19 protein-coding genes and 4 pseudogenes are annotated in these 19,342 nt (G+C 64.5%); 6 read left to right on the forward strand and 17 right to left on the reverse strand.

The window, feature by feature from the left end:
- The 6 genes and pseudogenes from AB6806_RS18705 to AB6806_RS18730 all read right to left on the reverse strand — a co-directional run bounded on the left by AB6806_RS18705 (position 1) and on the right by AB6806_RS18730 (position 6,006).
- Positions 1-585 carry a hypothetical protein gene (locus AB6806_RS18705; protein ID WP_370955135.1) on the reverse strand — a complete coding sequence of 195 codons (585 nt, stop codon included), beginning with the start codon at positions 583-585 and terminating at the stop codon, positions 1-3.
- Positions 575-1,417, reverse strand: a pseudogene (locus AB6806_RS18710) (HlyD family secretion protein); the annotation flags it as partial. The pseudogene AB6806_RS18710 and the gene AB6806_RS18705, both read right to left, overlap by 11 nt.
- Positions 1,413-2,333 (reverse strand): annotated as a pseudogene (locus AB6806_RS18715) (IS91 family transposase); the annotation flags it as partial. The pseudogenes AB6806_RS18710 and AB6806_RS18715, both read right to left, overlap by 5 nt.
- A gap of 16 nt (positions 2,334-2,349) precedes the next feature.
- The gene (locus AB6806_RS18720) at positions 2,350-3,213 is read right to left on the reverse strand and encodes a tyrosine-type recombinase/integrase (RefSeq protein ID WP_370955136.1); all 864 of its coding nucleotides are present in this window, start codon (positions 3,211-3,213) and stop codon (positions 2,350-2,352) included.
- Positions 3,214-3,961: 748 nt separating this feature from the next.
- A complete protein-coding gene (locus AB6806_RS18725; RefSeq protein ID WP_370955137.1) occupies positions 3,962-5,641 on the reverse strand; it encodes a coiled-coil domain-containing protein in 1,680 nt (559 codons plus the stop codon).
- A complete protein-coding gene (locus tag AB6806_RS18730) occupies positions 5,641-6,006 on the reverse strand; it encodes a plasmid mobilization relaxosome protein MobC (protein ID WP_370955138.1) in 366 nt (121 codons plus the stop codon). Before AB6806_RS18730 ends, AB6806_RS18725 begins: the two co-directional genes overlap by 1 nt.
- A gap of 299 nt (positions 6,007-6,305) precedes the next feature.
- Between AB6806_RS18730 and AB6806_RS18735 the strand changes: the two genes are divergently transcribed.
- The 5 genes from AB6806_RS18735 to AB6806_RS18755 are packed head-to-tail and all read left to right on the forward strand — an operon-like array spanning position 6,306 to position 9,782.
- Positions 6,306-6,773 (forward strand): hypothetical protein, encoded by a 468-nt coding sequence (locus AB6806_RS18735; RefSeq protein WP_370955139.1) that lies wholly within the window; start codon positions 6,306-6,308, stop codon positions 6,771-6,773.
- Positions 6,774-7,544, forward strand: a complete 771-nt coding sequence (locus AB6806_RS18740) for a P-loop NTPase family protein (protein WP_370955140.1) — start codon at positions 6,774-6,776, stop codon at positions 7,542-7,544. It begins immediately after the preceding gene.
- A 5-nt stretch (positions 7,545-7,549) separates the two neighbouring features.
- Entirely contained in the window at positions 7,550-8,059 is a 510-nt protein-coding gene (locus AB6806_RS18745; protein WP_370955141.1) for a hypothetical protein, read from the forward strand.
- A 29-nt stretch (positions 8,060-8,088) separates the two neighbouring features.
- Positions 8,089-8,361: a hypothetical protein gene (locus AB6806_RS18750; protein WP_370955142.1), complete on the forward strand. Its 273-nt coding sequence runs from the start codon at positions 8,089-8,091 to the stop codon at positions 8,359-8,361.
- Positions 8,358-9,782: a hypothetical protein gene (locus AB6806_RS18755; protein ID WP_370955143.1), complete on the forward strand. Its 1,425-nt coding sequence runs from the start codon at positions 8,358-8,360 to the stop codon at positions 9,780-9,782. The genes AB6806_RS18750 and AB6806_RS18755 overlap by 4 nt, the downstream gene beginning before the upstream one ends.
- A 223-nt stretch (positions 9,783-10,005) precedes the next feature.
- Here AB6806_RS18755 and AB6806_RS18760 read toward each other — a convergent pair.
- Positions 10,006-10,113: pseudogene (locus tag AB6806_RS18760) on the reverse strand (IS110 family transposase); the annotation flags it as partial.
- 129 nt (positions 10,114-10,242) lie between these two features.
- Positions 10,243-11,235, reverse strand: a complete 993-nt coding sequence (locus AB6806_RS18765) for an NADP-dependent oxidoreductase (RefSeq protein WP_370955144.1) — start codon at positions 11,233-11,235, stop codon at positions 10,243-10,245.
- Positions 11,236-11,435: 200 nt separating this feature from the next.
- On the opposite strand from AB6806_RS18765, the pseudogene AB6806_RS18770 reads away from it, so the two are divergent.
- Positions 11,436-11,589: pseudogene (locus AB6806_RS18770) on the forward strand (IS256 family transposase); the annotation flags it as partial.
- Positions 11,590-11,933: 344 nt separating this feature from the next.
- Here AB6806_RS18770 and AB6806_RS18775 read toward each other — a convergent pair.
- Genes AB6806_RS18775 through AB6806_RS18815 form a run of 9 tightly spaced genes read right to left on the reverse strand, consistent with a single transcriptional unit; the run spans position 11,934 to position 19,205 of the window.
- On the reverse strand, positions 11,934-12,215 hold the full coding sequence (locus AB6806_RS18775) for a hypothetical protein (RefSeq protein ID WP_370955145.1): 282 nt from the start codon (positions 12,213-12,215) through the stop codon (positions 11,934-11,936).
- A gap of 34 nt (positions 12,216-12,249) precedes the next feature.
- Complete coding sequence (locus tag AB6806_RS18780; RefSeq protein ID WP_370955146.1) at positions 12,250-13,368, reverse strand: FAD-dependent oxidoreductase; 1,119 nt, start codon at positions 13,366-13,368, stop codon at positions 12,250-12,252.
- Position 13,369: 1 nt separating this feature from the next.
- On the reverse strand, positions 13,370-13,888 hold the full coding sequence (locus AB6806_RS18785; protein WP_370955147.1) for a cupin domain-containing protein: 519 nt from the start codon (positions 13,886-13,888) through the stop codon (positions 13,370-13,372).
- Positions 13,889-13,932: 44 nt separating this feature from the next.
- Positions 13,933-14,619 (reverse strand): TetR/AcrR family transcriptional regulator, encoded by a 687-nt coding sequence (locus AB6806_RS18790; RefSeq protein WP_370955148.1) that lies wholly within the window; start codon positions 14,617-14,619, stop codon positions 13,933-13,935.
- On the reverse strand, positions 14,582-15,286 hold the full coding sequence (locus AB6806_RS18795; protein WP_370955149.1) for an ABC transporter ATP-binding protein: 705 nt from the start codon (positions 15,284-15,286) through the stop codon (positions 14,582-14,584). The genes AB6806_RS18790 and AB6806_RS18795 overlap by 38 nt, the downstream gene beginning before the upstream one ends.
- On the reverse strand, positions 15,286-16,020 hold the full coding sequence (locus AB6806_RS18800; protein WP_370955150.1) for an ABC transporter ATP-binding protein: 735 nt from the start codon (positions 16,018-16,020) through the stop codon (positions 15,286-15,288). Before AB6806_RS18800 ends, AB6806_RS18795 begins: the two co-directional genes overlap by 1 nt.
- Positions 16,008-17,015 carry a branched-chain amino acid ABC transporter permease gene (locus AB6806_RS18805; protein WP_370955151.1) on the reverse strand — a complete coding sequence of 336 codons (1,008 nt, stop codon included), beginning with the start codon at positions 17,013-17,015 and terminating at the stop codon, positions 16,008-16,010. The genes AB6806_RS18800 and AB6806_RS18805 overlap by 13 nt, the downstream gene beginning before the upstream one ends.
- Complete coding sequence (locus AB6806_RS18810; RefSeq protein ID WP_370955152.1) at positions 17,012-17,896, reverse strand: branched-chain amino acid ABC transporter permease; 885 nt, start codon at positions 17,894-17,896, stop codon at positions 17,012-17,014. The genes AB6806_RS18805 and AB6806_RS18810 overlap by 4 nt, the downstream gene beginning before the upstream one ends.
- 46 nt (positions 17,897-17,942) lie before the next feature.
- Positions 17,943-19,205, reverse strand: a complete 1,263-nt coding sequence (locus tag AB6806_RS18815) for an ABC transporter substrate-binding protein (protein WP_370955153.1) — start codon at positions 19,203-19,205, stop codon at positions 17,943-17,945.
- Positions 19,206-19,342: the final 137 nt, after the last annotated feature.

A 19,342-nucleotide genomic window follows, 5' to 3' on the forward strand; every position in this document is an offset into this window, starting at 1 on the left:
TCAGGAGGATGATGGAGTTGGCCGTGGCATAGCGGACCGCGTCGGGGTTGAGCGCCTCCGGGGGACCTCGGTGTCCTCCGGTCCCCTGTGCGGGATCACCAGATGCGCCATCCACATCAGGAGCGTGCCGCTCAAGACGCCCTGGAACAGGATCGACAGGATCGAGCTCGCCAGGTCGCGATTGAGGATGGCCAGCAGCGGCACCATGATGGAGACGACCAGGATCAGGAAGATCGCCGGTCCGGCCTTGCCCTTCGCCTGGAGGAAGAAGCAGACGAAGTAAACCAGTCCCAGCACCAGCAGAAGAACAGCCGGGCGATGGCCGGCCACTCCGACGATGAGTTGCAGGAGTGCCCCAACGACCAACACGATGATCATGATCGCCAGGGATTTCTTCGGCGACATGGGCAGCGAGCTACCCATCAGATATTTCGCGGCGAAGAATGGGCCGAGATAAGGGATTACGCCGCCGGAATGGACTGTCCGTGCGAAGCCGACCGCGACGGCGAGCGCGACGCGCAGTCCCTTGCGACGCTCGTTCGAGAGTTGAAGGGCCGTCAGGCCAAGCGCTGCATCAGCTTGCATAGGTCATGATCGACCGGACACGCATCCATAGACGGCCGACCGCGTTGGTGACCGGATTATCGCCCGTGTAGATCACTGCGTTCGCCTGCGAGCCGTAGCGAACGCCCTGCGGGCGGTCCCCTTCGAGGATCAGACGGATAGGGAAACTCTGCGGCGTCCTTGCCCAGCCGGTGTCGGTCGACACCTTCGGCAAGCCAGTCTTGGGATCGACATTGCCCTGAGCGATGCCAAGACCGACGCTCTCCACCGTAGCGGGAAAGACCTGGCCGGGCAAGACGTCGAACAGGATCTCGGCGCGGTTGCCGGCGACGACCTTCTCCAAGCTGTTTTCCTTGAAGGCGGCGCTGATCCACATCGTGCCGGTGTCGATGAACGTCATGGCGCTCTGGCCGGGGCTGACCATGCCGCCGATGGAGAGCTGCAGGTTGGTGACGGCGCCGTCCGCAGGCGCAACGACGGTGGTCCGCAGTAGGTCCAGCTGCGCGCGCTCCAAGGTGGCGAGTGCTTCCTTTAGCTGCGGGTTGTCGTTGCCGCCCGGGCCGAGTTCCTGCTCGGCTCGCTTCAGATCGGACTCGGTGGCGACGACCGACGCGTTCGCCTGGTCCAGCGCGGCCTTGGCCTCGTCGGACTTCGCCTTGGCGTAGACGCCGCGGGTGACGAGTTCCAGCGTCCGGTTGGCCTGGTCGCGCACGTTACTACGGATGGCCTTGGCCTCGACGACGCGGGCCTGTGCGGTATCGACCTTCGCGGTCGAGGCGCCAAGGGACTGTCCGACCTGGGCCAGCTTCGCTTCGGCCTGGGCGACGGCCAGCTGGTATTGAGCCGGATCGATTGAACTCGGGGGCCGTCAGCGTCATGGTCTTGCGCCAGGCTTTGCCGGACGAGCGGGGGCGATAGTCCTTCCAGCGGAACGAGACCCCGTGCCGATCCATACCGACGAGGCGGCTGTTGGCGATGGCGACGCGGTGGGTGTAGCGGGCGAGATAGGCCAGAACGGCCTCAGGGCCGCCGAAGAGCCGCTTGGCGTAGACGACCCAGTCGGCCCGTCGCAACGACGCCAGCAGCGCCGCGAAGGCATCGGCTTCGGCGAACGCGGCGAGATCGCCATGGAAGGCGAGCCGGCCGGCCGCGTGCATGGCACTGAGCCCTTCGAGGAAGAGCCTGCGGAACAGGCGCGAGAGCACGCGCACGGGCAGGAAGAAGCCGGGCCTGCACGCGATCCAGCGAGCGCCGCCCGGCGAGAGGCCGCCGCCGGGCGCGATGATGTGGAGATGGGGATGATGGGTCATCGCCGATCCCCATGTGTGCAGGACGCTGGTGAAGCCGATGCGGGCGCCGAGATGCCGGGGATCGATGGCGATGGTGGCGAGCGTCTCGGCTGCAGCCTTGAACAACAGGCCGTAGACCTCGGCCTTGTTCTGGTAGGCGACCGCTGCGATCGGCGCCGGCAGGGTAAAGACGAGATGGTAGTAGGCCACGGGCAGGAGATCGGCCTGGCGATCCGCGAGCCAGTCCTTCGCCGCTGCGCCCTGGCATCGCGGGCAGTGACGGTTGCGGCAGGAGTTGTAGGCAATCGTGGCGTGATCGCAGTCGCCGCAGGCCATGACATGGCCGCCGAGCGCAGCCGTGCGGCAGGCCCGGATCGCACCCATCACCTTGAGTTGGCCGCGGCTGAGCTGATGGCGTGCGAGATAGGCCACGCCATGCCGGTTCAGGATGTCCGCGACCTCCAGCGGAGGCCGCGCCATGATCGGCGCGGGACTGCTATGGCGGTGGCGGCGGCGCCAGCAGCGCGAGCGGGCTCGTCACCTCGCGCAGGGTCTTGAGCGCGACGCGGGTGTAGACGGCGGTCGTGTCGAGCTTCCTGTGCCCGAGCAGGACCTGGATGACGCGGATATCGGTCTTCCGCTCCAGCAGATGGGTGGCGAAGCTGTGCCGCAGCGTGTGCATCGAGACCCGCTTGTCGAGCCTGGCGGCCTCGGCTGCGGCATGGCAGGCCCGGTTGAGCTGGCGCGTCGTGATCGGCTGGCCCGGCTGCTGGCCGGGGAAGAGCCAGCCGCGCGGGCGCTTCACCTGCCACCATTGCCGTAGCAGATCGAGCAGGTCGGGCGCGAGCATGACATAGCGGTCCTTGCGGCCCTTGCCCTGCTCGACGCGGATCAGCATGCGGGCGCTGTCGATGTCGGCGACTTTGAGGTTGGCGATCTCCGAGACCCGCAGGCCGCAGCCATAGGCGATGCTGAGCGCGGCGCGGTCCGTCAGGCTCCGCGCATGAGCCAGCAGCAGCGCCACCTCCTGCGTGTCCAGCACCACCGGCAGGCGATCGGGCGTCGGGATCCGCGCCATGCGGTCACCGAAGCCGGTCCGGCCCAACGTGACGTGGAAGAAGAACCGCAGCGCCGTGCAGGCCTGATTCATCTTAGAATAGCTCGCGCCGAGCGAAGCCAGGTGGATCTGGTAGCGCCGCAGATCCTCAGGCTCGGCCCGGTCCGGCGGCAAGCCAAGGAAGGCCGTGAACTCACGGACCTGCCGGACATAGTCGCGCTGCGTATGCTCGCCAAACCGGCGGATGGTCATGTCCTCGATCATCCGCTGGCGCAGCGGAGTGACGGTGACGGGATCGATCATGGAGGCCTCCGAGGATCAGGGGAAACGACCCCCAAATCCTCGGATGCAGCGCCTCACAGGCAAAATCTCAGCGATGACCGCGCCGCAGCGCCCTGCCGCGAGAGCGGCTTAGTCCATTGGCGCGTTTTTCGTGTGGTGATTGCCAACTGCCCATTGAAGCCACCGCCAGCCCCCAGCCAGACGGCGGAGAGAAAGCCGTTTACCCTTCGTTGATTTCGCGATGGATCGTTCTTTGTATGTTCTATAGAGTTGATTTTGTCGAAGGAGGGCGGCTCGACGACTGATTGATCTCGGCATCGTTATGGGTGTCGGATTGTGTCCGCTCCGTAGGGTCGACTGAACAGGGTCTGCGCTTAGCTCCCCCGGCATGACGACTGTGCCGATCTTCGTCCAGATCGGCTGTCATGAAGCGGCTGGCTCTCAAGGGCCGGCCGCTTTTTGTTATCGTGTGTTTCGCTTTCAAGGGATTTGCCGCAGTTCGTTGGGCGGCGTGGGTTCGTTGTTCTGCCGGTAAGGCTGCGCCTCGCTTACCTGGCTTCTGGGAGCCGGCCTGAAAGCTAATGCACTGTTCGCATTTGCCAATTCGGCGCGTTGGGGGAGAACCTCGGGATCAGTCGGGTAGGGACAAATATGGAGGAGAATGCTCGCCGAATAGCAAACGGAAGCCTTTCGGATGTCACGGCGAGAGCAGACGAATACGAATGGTAGCAGGCCGGCGCAAGAGGCGCGCCGAACCTGTGGCGCATCGCTAGCGCTCGAACCCGCCGCGGCGCGGGGGCAGCCGCGTGCGGACGGCCTGACCGGAAGCCTGCCCGACTCCATTCGGATCGGGTCGGCTGTGGCCGGCGACAAGACGGGCGGCCTGCTGGGCACGCAGCCGAGCCAAGGCCTGACGCTCTGCCGTCCTGGCTCGCTGCAGGGCTTCCTGGCTCCGGCGCTGCTGCTCGGCCCAAGCGATCTGGGACTTTGCGGCGCGAGCGGCACGGATCCTCTCTTCTCGGGACTTCTGCTGCTGCTCGGCGAGACGCCTGGCCACAGTGCGCTCGCGGAAGAAGCGCTGGCTCTCATGCTGAACCGCCCTGGCCATCTCGGCCCGCTCCAGCGCGGCGGCCTGATCGGCAGCCGCGCGAAGGCGCTTGGCGCTGGCGAAACTCGGGATCGTGGCCACGGCGATGCCGGCCGCGGCGAGGGCGGGGATGAGGCCGGCGCCGGTGGCGAGGACCCCGACCGCGACCATGTAAAAGGCGGCTTTGCGGATGTCGCGGCCGGCGAACAGCCTGGCGGCCAGAAAAGCGCGGTTTACGCGGGCTCGCCGGATGCGGTCGCGCTGCCGATAACGCTCCCTCACCAGCTTCTGCCGCTCGCGCAGATCCTTCTGCTCCTCGGCCGTCAGCCGGGCGGCGAGCCGATCACGCCCCTGCCGGGCCTTCACTGCCTCCTGGCGGTCGTCATCGGCGTCGGTCTCCGCGATCAGACGGTCGAACTCGCCGATCATGTCGGCAGCGCTGCGCTGCGGCGCATCCTGGCGCAGCTGCGCCTTCACGGCAGCCTCCGCTGGCAGTTTACCGACGCCGGCACCGACCTGCGGTTCCTGAAGCCGGCCTGCGTCGCCTGCCGCCTTTCGGATGCGGTTCAGATCCCGGGTCAGGCTGCTGGCGACCAGCGTTTCGGTGTCGATGATGCGGACCAGCGGCACGCCTGCGACGAGTTTGTCGCCGGCAGCCAGCCGAAAGCCGAGCTTCTCCAGTTCTGCTGGCAGCTTACGGATATCTCCGCCAGATCGACGCCAGGCTTCCAGAAGCCTTGCGTCCAGCAGATTGGGATCGGCCTCAAGCCGCTCGGCCTGCTGAAGCTCGGCTTTGGAGCGGCCAAGCCCCTTCTCGGCGACGGGCCCGCCGGCGGCGATGGACGCCAGCTGGGAGAGGCCACGCTTACGCAGCAACTGCGCAACGCGCTCGACCCGCACGCTCGGCGTCAGGCCTTCGCCGAGATCGATCTCGAGGCGCCGCGCGATCATTTCGTCGCGCTCGATCGAGTTGGTGAAACGCAGCGCTTTTCCCGACCCTGGCGCGACCATCGCGTAGTTGACGTGGAAGTGCGGCGCACGGTCGCCCTTCCTGTGCTCCACGACGTGTCGCGGCACGTCGGGCGGGATCCCGTATTCTTCCTCGAAGATAGCCAGGACGCGCTCCAGTCCCCCGGGACTGAGGGGCACCCTCGGCGCGACCTTGAGATGCACGATGTCGCGCGTCACACGACGGTTTCGGCGCGTGATCGCGGCCATGATCCGAAGGGCCAGCCTCGTATCGGCAGGCACGTCGCGGATCATATCAGCGCGGATGACGACCTCCTTGTTGGAGCCGCGCCCGGTCTTCCCGAGATGGCGGCCGAGTCCGCCGATCTTCCGGGGCGTCGTGATGATGATCATCACGCGTCCTCCTCGATCCTGAGCAGATCGAGCACGCGCGCCATCACCGCCTCGGTCGCGAACGTCATGGCCGTGATATCGGTCGCGACCGACACCAGTGATCCCTGGCCGTTCGCCAACCTGGCAAGCTGGTTGAGGTTGCGGCCGTGCGCGCGAAGCTCGCCGAGCACGTCGCCGAGCAACTCGGCGTTCGCTATCGCGCGCCGGACGGTCGGCGTCTTCACCTTCGAGCCGAGCAGACTGATCAGCTGCCCCCGGGCCCAAGCGTTCGGCTTCATGCCGGCCGCCTCGGCCACGGCCGCCAACTGCCTGGCGGCCTCCACGTCGATCCGAAACGAGACGAAGTTCGCGGTCTGGTCGCCCATCGGGGCTCTCCTTCTGTTTGCGGCGGAGCCGGCGCCGTCAGGCGCACCGGCTTGCCGGTTGGGGTGCAGGGACCTCCCTGCCGAGCCTCACTGAGCGCAATCGAAGATTTGTGCACAGTGAATCCACTCGCCTTCTCACAAAAACAGAAGTCTTCAGGCTTTCAATACTTATTTTCTCATCCGTATGGCATACGTATGGCACCATACATGTCGATAAGCAAGCGTATAGCTAAATATAATTCAGATCAGTGCTTCACAGTCATCCACTATCCCGCCATCTTCATGACCGGAGACACCACATGACCGACGACGATCTCTCGTGCCGCAGGCGTAAGGCTGACGAAGACCTTCGGGCCTATCTCGCCGGGCGCCCCACCACGATCGGCAGCAATGCGGACGTCGTGCGCATCTACCACCCCCACATCGCAATGATGCGGAAGGCCGGTGCCTCCTGGGAGGAGATCGGGGCGAAGCTTGAGGAGTGGAGCGGCCGCAAGATCGCGCCTGCCACGATCAAGCAGTACATGACCGACATCAACAAGGGCCGGATGTCGCTCGAGCTCAGCTCGACGATCCGCCCGCAGGCCGTGACGCTCTCGGCGCCGCCTGCCGAGATCTCCAAGCCGATTCAGGATTCGCGCGAGGATCAGCCTCGCGAGAAGCGCAGCAGGGCCACCATCACGTCGGTGCCCACCCCTGCTGATGTGCCGTCCGTGCCGGGCGGTTTTGCTGCGGGCGCCGACATTGACAGGAAGAGGAAGACCTAGATGTCTATCAACACCCTCAGGGCGGGCGCGAACACCGCGCCGTCCAACTCGCTGAAGGCGCGCAACACCGGCCGCCTCGATCGCGCCCGGCTCGCCCCGGTCATCATGGCCGCCCAGCCGAAGGGCGGGACGCGCAAGTCGACCACGCTGGCGGAGATCATTTTCCACCTCATGGAGATGGGCCACATGCCGTGGGTCATCGATCAGGACAAGGCCAACCCGGACAACTACAAGGCTCACCGCACCGAGCTGAAGTGCGAGTGCATCGCGGCGGATCGCGAGCACGGCTTTACGTCCATTGCCCGCAGGATCAGCGACACCACCATCACCGGGCCGATCCTGATCTCCTGCGGCGCGGGGCTGGTCGACGTCTTCACGGAGAACGCCGGTACGCTCGATCTCGCAGCGTCCCGGGTCGGCCGACCGTTCTTCGTCGGGGTGCCGATCGATCTCGATGTGGATTCCCTCAACCACATCGACGCCATGCGCGAGGCGATGCCGAGCGCCCAGTTCTTCATCATCCGTCCCCGCCATTTCGGCAATCCGGACGAGTTCGAGGCGTTCAACGAGTCCGATCTCGGCTGCAGCTTCATCGACCAGGGGCGCGTGATCGATCTGCCGGCGATGCCTGCGGCGCTGGTGCGCCACTTCAAGTCGGATCGTCTCTCGCTCGCGGCGATCGCCGAGAGGGGTGACATCGCCGAGGTCGCCGCCCTCGATACCTGGCGCCCCCGTTCGCGCGCCGCGCTCGCCCCGCTTCTCGACTGGTGATCGCAATGACCCGCGAGGATTTCGATAATCTCTCGCAGGACCTGCTCGGCCGCCCCGTTACGGCGGCCGAGTTTCAGGCTCTGTTGCAGGCCGCAACCGCGCTGCGGCTCACGCCGGGCTCCCCCGTTGCGACCCTCCTGATCCTCTTCCAGGCGCTCAGGACCGAGGTCGCAGCAGCGACAGCCACCCGGGTCGGCAATGCAGAAGCGCTGGCGAGCAGACGCCGGCGTGGCCGGATTCGCGGCTGGATCACGGGCGCCATTCTGGGCTTCTGTTGCGGCGGTCTTGGTTGGACCTTCGCCACGCTTCAGACGGTCGTGCGCGACCGCCAGGCGCTTAACTGGGCGCTGACCGAAGAGGGGATGCGGGCCCGGCGGATGTCCGACAGCGGACTTCTGAAAACCCTCGATGACTGCTCGATCCCCGGCTGGACCATGCGCGGCGATGTCTGCGCCCCGGGCCTCGACCCTGCGACCGGCTCCATCCGGGGCATCCGCACCCGCAGCGCGCAGTGACATCACTCTCTCCATCGAAAGGACGAACCATGTTCAAGGATCAGTACCCGGCGACCTGGAGGTTGGCCGTTGCCCGTCTGGAAGCGCACAAGAAGAAGGCGCTCGCGAGCGAGGCTTCGGATAGCAAGACGGCGCCGTCGAGCTCGGCTATGGCTCACGGGAACCCGCTCCACCTGTCCATCGCGATGCCCATCGACCGACCGGGCGAGATCGCGGTCCGCCTGGTGCGGTCGGGCTCGACCCTGACGGCCACGGTCTCGTTCGGCACCGCCAGCGACGGCATGGTGGAGGCCGCCCCGTGACCGCCGAGAAGAAGATCCTCCCCAGCGACCCCGACCTCCTCGTCGAGATCGGGGAAAGCGAAGCCGCCCTGTCGCACTGGCAGTCGCGGGCCTACGTCACCGTCGTTACCGAGAAGGGGCCGCGGACGTTGCCTCTGAAGGGGCCGGCGGCTCAGACCTGGTTGCGGCGGCGCTTCCGCGATCGCCACGGGCGGATTCCGTCGACCGCCGCGGTCCGCACGGCACTGGCCGTGCTCGCCGACATCGCCAGTCTTAGTGAAGAGACTCCTGTCTGGCTGCGCACGGCGAAGCACGACGGCAGCATCTACATCGACCTCGCCGAAGACAGCAGTGTTGCGATCAAGATCGACCAGACCGATTGGACCCTGGTGGCCACTCCGCCCGTCAAGTTCATCCGCAGCAAGCTGACCCTCCCACTGCCGCGCCCGAGCCGGCACGGTGATGTCGATGAGTTCCGCAAGCTCGTCAATCTTCGAGACGAGGGGTCATTCCAGCTTCTTATGACCTGGTGCGTCGCGGCGCTGATGCCGGTCGGCCCCTACCCGCTGCTCGCCATCGCCGGAGAACAGGGGGCGGGCAAATCCCTCCTTGCCCGCTTGGTTGGCGACCTCATCGATCCCTGCCGGCTGCGGCTGAGGTCGCTCCCCTACAATGAGCGCGATCTCTACATCGCCTGCTCGAACACCCATGTGCTCGCCTTCGACAACCTGTCCAAGATCAGCGACTGGCTCAGCGATTCGCTCTGCAAGGTTGTGACCGGTGGAGGCATCGGCCTGCGCGAAAACTACAGCGACGACGGCGAGGTGTATTTCGAGGCGCAAAGGCCGGTCATCCTCACCGCCATTGAGGACGTCGTCCAGCGGCCCGATCTCGCCGATCGCGCCATCGTCCTTACGCTTCCCGCGATCCCCGAGCATGAGCGCCTCGATCCAGCCGAGTTCGAAGCGAGGTGCGAGGCCTGCCGCTCAGAAACGCTCGGCGCCCTGCTCGATCTCATGTGGCTAGCCTGGCGGGAACTCCCGACGCTCAAGACGGATCGTCTGCCCCGACTGGCCGGATTTGCCAGGCTTGGCATCGCCATCGAGAGGGCGTTTGGTGGGGAGGGTTGCTTCATGGCCGCCTACGATTCCAACCGCGCCAACGCATCCGCCATCATCGCCGAGACCGATCCACTCTGCGCCGCGATCGAAGCCTTTCATGCCGCACAGGCACCTTGGCGCGGGTCCGCCACGCAGCTCGCTAAGATGCTCGAGACTTTCGTCGTGCCGCCGAAGCCTATCAATCCCGCTGCTCTCGGCGGACGCTTGCGTCGCCTCGCGCCGGTCCTCCGCGCCAGAGGTATCTCGATCGAATTCGGTCGAGATACCGGCAAGGGGCGGGATCGGTTGATCACGCTCACTGATCTTTTTTCAGAAACTTAGATTTGCCGTCCGCGCTGTCCGCCTCAAGGCGGACAGCGGACGAGACGGACAGTATGATCGGAGAGATCAACCGTCAAAGTGACCTTGCAGGTCAACAAGGTCCGCCATGCCCATTCCATTACACGCCTCGCGCGCATCGACCGACAGGTCATTCCATCTGCTGCTTCCTGCAAGTTCGTGGGCTATCCGCCGAGCAGCCTCGCTCGTCGGCGCCGATCTGTGATCAGATGCGCAAGGCGGTCGGCGGACGGTTGTAGACACCGCCCGAGATCATCAGTCGCCAGGCAATGCGGGCGAATTTGTTGGCCAGCGCGACCGCCACCAGCTTCGGTGCGATGTGAGGAACGCACACCTGTGCATCTGTGGATGGCGCCCACCTTTGGCTCAGGTTTGTTCGGACGATACGGCATCTGGTCGTTGGGGTCAGTAGACAGCGCGGATCCAGTTCCTTCTGCCCTCATCAATTCGCAACGCGAACCAATAGCTTGCCGAAATTGCGCCCTTCCAGCAGGCCGATGAAGGCCTCTGGTGCGGCCTCCAACCCGTCCATTACATCTTCCCTGTATCGGATTAAACCAGATGCGATCCACGCCGCCATCTGATCGTAAAAGGCGGGGCGCTGGTCGACGAACTCACGCTGAATGAAACCTCGAATGAGTAGGCTTCGGCTCAGGACATCCCGCATGACGCCCGGCAGGCGGTCAGGTCCGGGCGGCGGCGATGCATCGTTGTATTGGGCGATCAATCCACAAACCGGCACGCGGGCAAAATCATTGAGGATCGGAAAAACAGCATCCCAGACATGACCGCCGACATTCTCGAAATAGACGTCGATACCTTGTGGGCAAGCCGCCTTGAGTTGGGCCGGAAAATCCGGCGCGCGGTGATCGACCACGGTATCGAAGCCGAGTTCGTCGCGGACGAACGCGCACTTGTCCGCGCCACCGGCGATCCCGACCGCACGGGCACCCCTGATTTTCGCGATCTGCCCGACCACCGAGCCAACGGCCCCGCTTGCCGCAGCGACGACGACGGTTTCGCCGGTTTTCGGCTGACCGATCGTCAGGAGACCGGCATAGGCGGTGAAACCGGGCATGCCGAGGACGCCGAGCGCGGTGCTAATGAGGGTGGCCGTCGGGTCGAGCTTGCGAAGAGTCGATCCCTCGGCAATTGCGAAACTCTGCCACCCCGAGTGGGAGAGCACTATGTCGCCCTCGGCGAAGTCGGGATGGCGCGATTGAAGAACCCGACCGACCGTTCCGCCTTCCATGACGCCACCGATATCGACCGGTTTAGCGTAGGATTTCCCGGCACTCATTCTTCCGCGCATATAGGGATCGAGTGAGAGGTAGAGAATCTGAAGCGCAATCTCGCCATCGCCAGGCTCGGCGATCGGCGCGTTATCGAGCCTGAAATTCTCGGGTGTAGGCTTTCCATCGGGACGGCTCGCCAAGAGTACGCGCCTGTTGTTTGCAGTCACGCAGATATCTTTCTTTTGTAGTGGAAGCGAAAACTCGTGATACGCGTATTCTTGAGCCAGAAATGGCCGTGTTTCACAGCGTGGTGTTAACGGTGTGACCAGCTTTTGCCGGTTAGTTTGGTCTGGGTCGCGGGCTACACACCTGACCGGATAGGTCGCTGACGACCGACGAGATGGTGCGCCTGCGCGGGCTGCTGGAGAAGCGCCCCGAAGCCGAGCTTCTGCGCGAAATGATAGGCTCCACCTCCCTGCGCCTAGATGGAACGGGAGGGCGGCGGGCTTGCCGGCTTCGGCGAGAAGAATTCTGAACGCCTTGTCCAACGCAACCGCTAAGGGACACGATCTCCTGATGACAATCTCACGACGGCGCCTAGCGGCCACCAAGCAATTGATCGCCCGCTCCATCTGCCAGATCCTGTCAGGCGGACGGAGCTGATGGAGCGGGCGAATGTGGAATAACAGGAGATATAAAATTTATATAGATGATTGTTGAGATCGCTTTCTGCTAGGAAATTGATTGATATTTGCTTCGATGTGATGCGTTTATTATCCATAATATTCAGTCGTTATCTTGTCTTGATGAATAATGGGAAAATTTCATCGCCTTTCTGGATAGAAGCAGGAATCTATCACCGCGATATCATATCGTCGCCGCGCACCAAATGGGACAGCTAACCTAAAGCGAGTTCGTGCGTGATGGCGACGTCGAGCGCTGCCATCAACTCCTGCAGATTTGCGATGTCCTGCGCCCTAGCGAGATAAACGACCGGATAGGCGATCACGTCCTGCGCCATGAAGCGACGCTTGTCGATCAACATCTTCTTCAGATGCAGAAGGTTCTGGAGATGGTCACCGGCCGGTACGTGTTCGCCGAAGTCATCTGCCGGGCGGGCGTAACCGGCGGTATCCTGCAAGGTATCGTATTTGTCGGCGGATGGGGGAGCCTTGAACATGGTTGTAGTCCTTTCATAAAGGGCGGCGATGGGATCACGCAGCCGCAGCTACGCCGAACTCGGCCGGAATGTTTGCTTCGAGCAGGCGCCGCAGCCCCGGATCGCTGAAGAAGATATCGTTGTTGGGGTCGAGGCGGCCAGCGGTGATGCCCTCGGCATATTTCTGGGTGAAGTCGACGAGCGGCCGCAACCTGCGCTCCCATTCGCGCAGATCCTCCTGCTGCGACGGACCGGAGGAGACGGAGGCCGCCAGCGAATAGGCCGTCATCATCGCCGTATTGGCGCCCTGTCCGAGGGCCGGAGTCATGCCATGCGCCGCATCGCCGATCAGGGCACAGCGCCCAGCGTGCCAGGCCGGCGGGACGATCGAGTGGTAGACGTCGTAATGACCTTGATCGCCCACTCTCTCGATGTACCGACGCAGCATCGGGAACGTCGCCGACCAGAGCTCTACGTCGACAGGCTGCCGCCCTGCCTCCGGGTCGCTCAGCAGGTTGACGAGGATCATGTACATCAGGTTCGGCGAGCACGGCAGCAGGCCTATCCGGCGGCCACTGGGATCGTTGAATTCCCGCCCGACGCGTGTATTGCCGTCCGGGAAGTCGCCCGGTTCGATCGGGATCAGCAGCCGCAGCGCGCCCTTGCGATGCTCGCCGAGAGGCAAATCGCCCATCACCGCGCGCCGGATGGCTGACCTGATGCCATCGGCACCGACCACGAGATCGGCGTCGAGCCGGCGGCCGTCTTCGAGGAGGACCGCTCCTTCGGCTTCCGCTCCGACGACGCGCGAGCCCGACCTGATCGCGACCCCGGAAGCCTGCGCTGCCTCGGCCAGGAGATCGACCAAGGCCTGCCGATGGAACATCACGATCCGGCCGCCCGTCGCGCTGAACGGCTCGTACTCGGCCGCCTTCTCGCCCGAGCTGCGATAGATGCTCCAGTGCTCGAGCCGGTGTCCGTGGCTTTCAATACCTTCGCCGAGACCGAGCGCTTCCAGGACGCGCAGGCCGTTCTCGAAGATCGGGAAGCCGTTGCCATTGGCTCTCAGAGCGGGGCTCCTCTCGTACACCGTGGCCTGCCAGCCGCGCCTCGCGAAGACGATGCTGGCGACGAGGCCGGCGACGCCGCCGCCGGCGATATGGACTGTGGGCATGTCAGGCGTTTCCTGCGGGACGGGTGGTCCAGAGTTCGGTGAGCGGCCCGCCCGCCCCGTAGATCGGATCGAAGGCCGGGACCGGCACGCGCTGCGAACGCTCGACCATGCGCGCATATTCGTCGGCGTCGCAGAGGCGGAAATCATGGATGGCGTAGCCGGACGGGAAAGCCCCGGTCAGCCTGAGATCGTCGGTGATCGTCTCGCCGAAATGCCCGACGCCGGCTGGGATCACCACGATGTCCCCGGCCTGCATCGTCATCCGGATGCCGTCGTGACCGCCGAAACGACCGACCAGCGCACCACGCGTGACGGCGATCAATTCGTGCGTATCGCTGTGGAAATGATGCCTGGGATACATGCCGAACGAACTGTGCCAATCAGGTGGCCAGCCATTGCGCCGCAGGACCGCCTCCATCTCTGGTGGCGTGCCGTCGATCACCCCGCGATAGAGCAGCAGCGGCAGATGCGAATTCGGAACGCGACCGTTCCCACGCAGAAAATGCGTTTCGATCGTCATCGTGGTTCCTTTCGTGCGAATGCGGGATTGTTGGATTGTCCGGCTCAACCGATCAGGAGGCCGTCGAGGAAGATGTCGATGCTGTTGGCGTAGACCTGCTCGGTCGTGCGCTCGTAGAGCGAGATCCGTCCCGTCGCGGCGAGATAGGCGCAGCCCATCCACTGCCCCCATAGCGAGAGCGTCGCCGCGCGCGCATCGACCGGCCGGGCTTCATGTCGCTCGATGCCGAGCGCGATCGCGCGTTCGATCGTGGCGATGCCTTCATCGAGCTTGATGCGGACCTGCTCTGCTGCCTCCGGAGCCAGCACTTCCTTGCGGCCAGGGAGGTAGAAGAACGATAGGGTCCGGAAATATTCCTGATGTTCACTGAAGAAATTCATATAGGAAGTTGCCATCCGGAAGAGGTTGTTCTTGACTGAGTCCGTTTCGATGAGCGATTTTTTCAGGCCGCTGACCATTCCATCGAGGTCGCGCAGGAGAAGAGCCGTATAAATCTCCTGCTTGCTGTTGAAGTACTGGTAGATTGTCGCGCGGGACAAGCCCGAGGCGCTTGCGATGTCTTCGACATTGACGGCACCGAAATCGGCATCGACGAAGACCGTCTTCGCCGCGTCGAGAATCTGGTTGCTGCGATGCGCCGCCTTGAGCTCGCGTTTCCGATCAGCCTGGGTCACTCTTCCGTCACCTTCTTTTTCAAACGCCGAGATAGGCGCGTCGCAAACCGTCATCATCGAGCAGTGCGCGGCCCTCGCCCTGCATCACGCAGGCGCCGCTCTCGAGGACATAGGCGTAGTCGGCGTTCTGCAGCACATGCACCACCTGCTGCTCCACGATCAGCACGGGCACGCCCGTGTCGCGGATCGAGCGCACGAGACTAAAGACCTCGTCCACCAGCATGGGCGCCAGACCGAGCGTGGGCTCGTCGAGGACCAGCAGCCGCGGGCACGACATTAGGCCCCGGCCGATCGCGCACATCTGCTGCTCGCCGCCGGACAGCGTGACCGCCTGCTGGCCGCTTCGCTCTCTCAGCTTCGGCAGCAGCGCGAAGACGAAGTCGAGTTGCTGTTGCCGCTTCGGCCGAGCCGAGCGCGGATAGGCGCCCAGTTCGAGGTTTTCCTGCACCGTCATGAACGGGAAAAGGCGGCGGCCCTCCGGCACATGGATCAGGCCGCGCTCGACGATCTCATGGGCCGGCAACCGCTCGATCGCCTCACCGTCGAAGCGCACCGAGCCCGCCCGGTTTGCGATCAGCCCCGATATCGCGGACAGCGTCGTCGTCTTGCCCGCGCCGTTGCTGCCGACGATCCCGACGACCTGGCCGGGGCCGACCTCGAATGAGAAATCCTCCAGCGCCAACACATCGCCGAAGCTCACCGACAGGTTTTCAACCGCCAGCATCACAGACCCTCATCCGCTTTGAAGTTCGGGCCGAGATAGGCGGAGAGCACTTTCGGATCGCCGGCGATCTCTTTCGGGGAACCTTGCGCGATCGGCTCACCGTTCTGCAGCACGAGGATCTCGTCCGAGAGACGCATCACCGCGTTCATGTGATGCTCGATCACGACCACGGCGAGACCCCTGTCGCGCAGGCCATGAATGAAGGCGATCATCCGCTGGACCTCGATCGGAATGAGCCCGCCCATGACCTCATCCAGCAGCAGGACCGACGGACGCGTCGCCAATACCTTGGCCATCTCGAGCCGTTTGCGGTCGCCGATCGGCAGGCTGCCCGCGCGCACGCTACCCAGCCTCGCCATGCCGAGATCGTCGAGCACCGCCGCCGCCGCCTCCCGCGCCTCGGCGATGGAGGACGTCCGCAGCATGGCGCCCATGACCACGTTCTCGAGCACGGAGAGGCCACGGAACGGCTGGACGACCTGGAAGGTCCGCACCAGCCCGGCCCGGCAGCGATCCTCGGGTGACAGCCCCGCGAGCGACCGGTCGTCGAGTTGCACCGAGCCTGAATCCGAGGGGATGAAACCCGTCAGCAGATTGAACACCGTGGTCTTGCCCGCGCCGTTCGGCCCGATGATCGAGAGGATCCGTCCCGGCCGGGCGACGAACGAGACGTTCTGCACCGCGCGAAGGCCGCCGAAGCTCTTGCTGAGCCCGTTGCTCGTCAGGGTCGCCATCCGAACCTCCTGCCCAGGATTTCGCGCAGGGCCGGCCCGAGGCCGCCCGGCATCGCCAGGAGCACGACGATGACGATCGCGGAATAGGCGAGCTGCGTGAGCCCCGAGATCTGGTTGCCGAGATAGATCTGCATCGCCAGCGAGACGCAGGTCACGACAGCCGCCCCGATGATCGGCCCATAGGCCGTGCCCAGCCCGCCGACGATCGCCATCAACGCGAAATTGAGAGAGAGGCTGAGGCCCATCACGCTGTCGGGATCGATATAGAGGAAGTATTGCGCATGCAGCGTCCCGCACAGGCTAGTCATCGCGGCCGATAGTGCGAAGATGCCGATGCGGATCGGCAGCGTCCTGATGCCGAGAGCGCGCGCGGCATCGTGGTTCTCGCGGAACGCGACCAGCGAATAGCCGAGCTTGCTGCCGGCGATCAGCAGCGTCACCGCGTAATAGGCGGCCATGAGGCCGAGTGCGATGTAGACATAGACGGCCTTGCTGGCGAAGGTCAGGTTGAGTGCGCTCGGCTGCAAGGGAATCGCGAGGCCGGACGCGCCACCCGTCAATTCGCGGAAGTTGATCGCGCTGATGTGGATCACGGCACCGAAGGCGAGCGTCGACATCACGAAGAACGCACCCTTGAGACGCAGCGTGATCATGCCGAGCACGATCGCCACGGCGGCGCTGATCGAGGCGCCAACCAGCATTCCCAGCAGCGGGCTGATGCCGGCCTTCAGGAACAGCAGCGTCGATGCATAGGCGCCGATCCCGTAGAAGGCGGCGTGCCCGAGCGAAAGCTGGCCGGCATAGCCGCCCGACAGGTTCCAGGCGAGCGCCGCGGACGCCGACAGCAGCGACATCATGATCATGTTCAGGATGAACGGATCGCCGACGATGACCGGAAGGCTGGCGAGCGCCGCGAAGACGGCGATTGACCAGATCTGGCGCGGCAGCCGCATGGAGGCCGCTCCGGCGGAGTTGGATACGGACCGCTCGCTCATGTCACATCCATGACTTCGGCGCCCTTGCGGCCGAAGAAGCCGACTGGCCGGAAAGCGAGGATCGCCATGAAGACGATGAAGTAGACGAATTGCTTCATCTCTCCCCCGAGAAAAAAGCTGGAAAAGGACTCGATCACGCCGATCAGCAGGCCCGCCAGCGTGGCGCCGGCGATGCTGCCCATGCCGCCGAGGACGACGGCGACGAACGCGACGAGGATGAGGTCGGCACCCGTATACGGGTTCACCGGATAAAGCGGCGCGAGCAGCACGCCGGCCGCTCCCACCAGGGCGCAGCCGATCGCGAAGGTGAGCGCGTAGATGCGGTCGACATCGATGCCGACGAGCCTCGCGGAGCGGCGATCCTGCGCCGTCGCGCGGATCGCGGCGCCCATATAGCTGTATTTCAGAAAGGCTGCGAGCGCGACCGTCAGCGCGATCGAAGCCGCAAAGGCCGCCATCCGCAGCCAGGAGACGTAGAACGGCCCGATCTCGAACGCCGCCGTCGCATAATCCGTCTGAACCGTGCGGAAATCGGAGGTGAACAGGACGAGGAAGAGATTCTGCAGGAAGAGCGACAGCGCGAAGGTGACGAACACCTGGACGACATGTGGCGCTTCGAGCGTCCGCCTGACCAGCAGGCGCTCGGTGATCAATCCGAGCACGAACAGGACGGGCACGACGACGAGGCTGGCGACGAACGGGTCCAGTCCCAGCGTGTGGAACAGGAAGAAGCTCAAGAACATCGCCAGCGTCAGATATTCGCCATGGGCGAAGTTGACGACCCGCAGCACCCCGAAGACCAGCGTCAACCCGACGCTGATCAACGCATAGATGCCGCCGACAAACAGCCCCGACAAGGCGAGCTGCACATAGATTTCCACGATCGATCCCTCGTGCTGGCGATGCCTTCGGCGCAGGCCGTCTGGATCAGCGGGCGTCCCAGCCCGGGAGAGGCACCAGGATCGGGTCCGCCAGCTTGTTCGCGGCGGGAAAGACCGAGACCATCCGGCGGGCCTGCCACTGCACCACGCTGCCGAACGCACGGGTGTTCTGACCCTTCGCGTCGAACTTCATGCCCCAGCCGTTGATGTAGGCCCCGTTGGGCACGTCCGCGGCCAGCGCCGCCTCGCGCAGATCGGCGGCCTCGCCGCCCTTCGCCTTGCCGATCACGTCGCGGATCAGCGACATGCCGACGACGAAGCCGAGCGATTCCTGCACTGCGGGAACGACCTTGTACTTGTCCTGATAGCGCTTGAGGAACTCGTCGCGATCGGCCTGCGTCGCCGCGGACAGGGAAGCGGGGTTGGCGTCGGTGGGGTAGGACGAGGAAAAGATGCCGTTGACGTCGTCGCCGATCGCATCCGCGAAGGACAGGGTCGAATGGCCCGCGCTGGTGCCGATGAAGGCCGGCGGCCGATAGCGCATCTCCTTCATCTGCCGCTGCAGCAGGACGGCGTCGTTGATGAACTGCGTGGCGATGATCGCGTCGGGCTTGAGCGAGCGCAGCTTCAGCACGAGGGGGGACAGATCGGTCGTCTTGGCGGAATAGAGTTCGTGGAGCACGACGGCGATGCCGCGTGCCTTCGCCTCCGCGATCGCTGCCGACGATACGTCGACGCCGAACGCGGAATCCTCGGCGATCACGGCGATCCGGAAATCCTTCGGCTGCGTCTTCATCAGAGCGGCCAATGCTTCTCCGATGTAGAGCGGCGCCGGCCGGCCGAGCCCGCCCGCATCGAGCCCGACGCGGAAGACATTCTTGAAGCCGCGCTCGGTGAAGCCGTTGGCGACGGCCATTCCCTCCCAGTAGAAGGCGCCGTTGCGCTCCGCTTCCTGGCTCGCGACCATGCCGACGGCGCTCGTCGAACTACCGGTGAAGATGCGCACCCCTTCGCGCGCGGCAAGGCGGCTGGTCTCGCTGATCGCGGCCTGCGGCGTATGCCCGTCTCCCTTGAAGAGCGCGATCTTGCGGCCGCCGATCCCACCACGGTCGTTGATCAGATCGACCGCGATCTCGACGCCCTGGAAATTCTGGTTGCCGAAGACCGATCCGGCTCCAGTCAGCGGAAAGATCCCGCCGATCTTGATCGGTCCTTCCTGGGCCGAGGCGCGACCCGGCAGGACCGAACCCGCCACGACCGCTCCTCCTGCCATCGCCTGCATCATCCGACGACGCGTCATTCTGCTCATGGTGACAATCCCCTTCATTGTGAGCGGTCTGATGCCGCCTGAGAGACCCGCCCCTCGCGGGCATGGATCGCTGCGAACGAACTCGGTCGCACGTGAATGCGACCTGTTTCGTCAACGGTGAAGAGTGTTAAGTTTGA

The sequence above is a fragment of the Allobosea sp. RCC_152_1 genome (assembly GCF_041360765.1).
GTDB classification, from domain to species: domain Bacteria; phylum Pseudomonadota; class Alphaproteobacteria; order Rhizobiales; family Beijerinckiaceae; genus Allobosea; species Allobosea spartocytisi.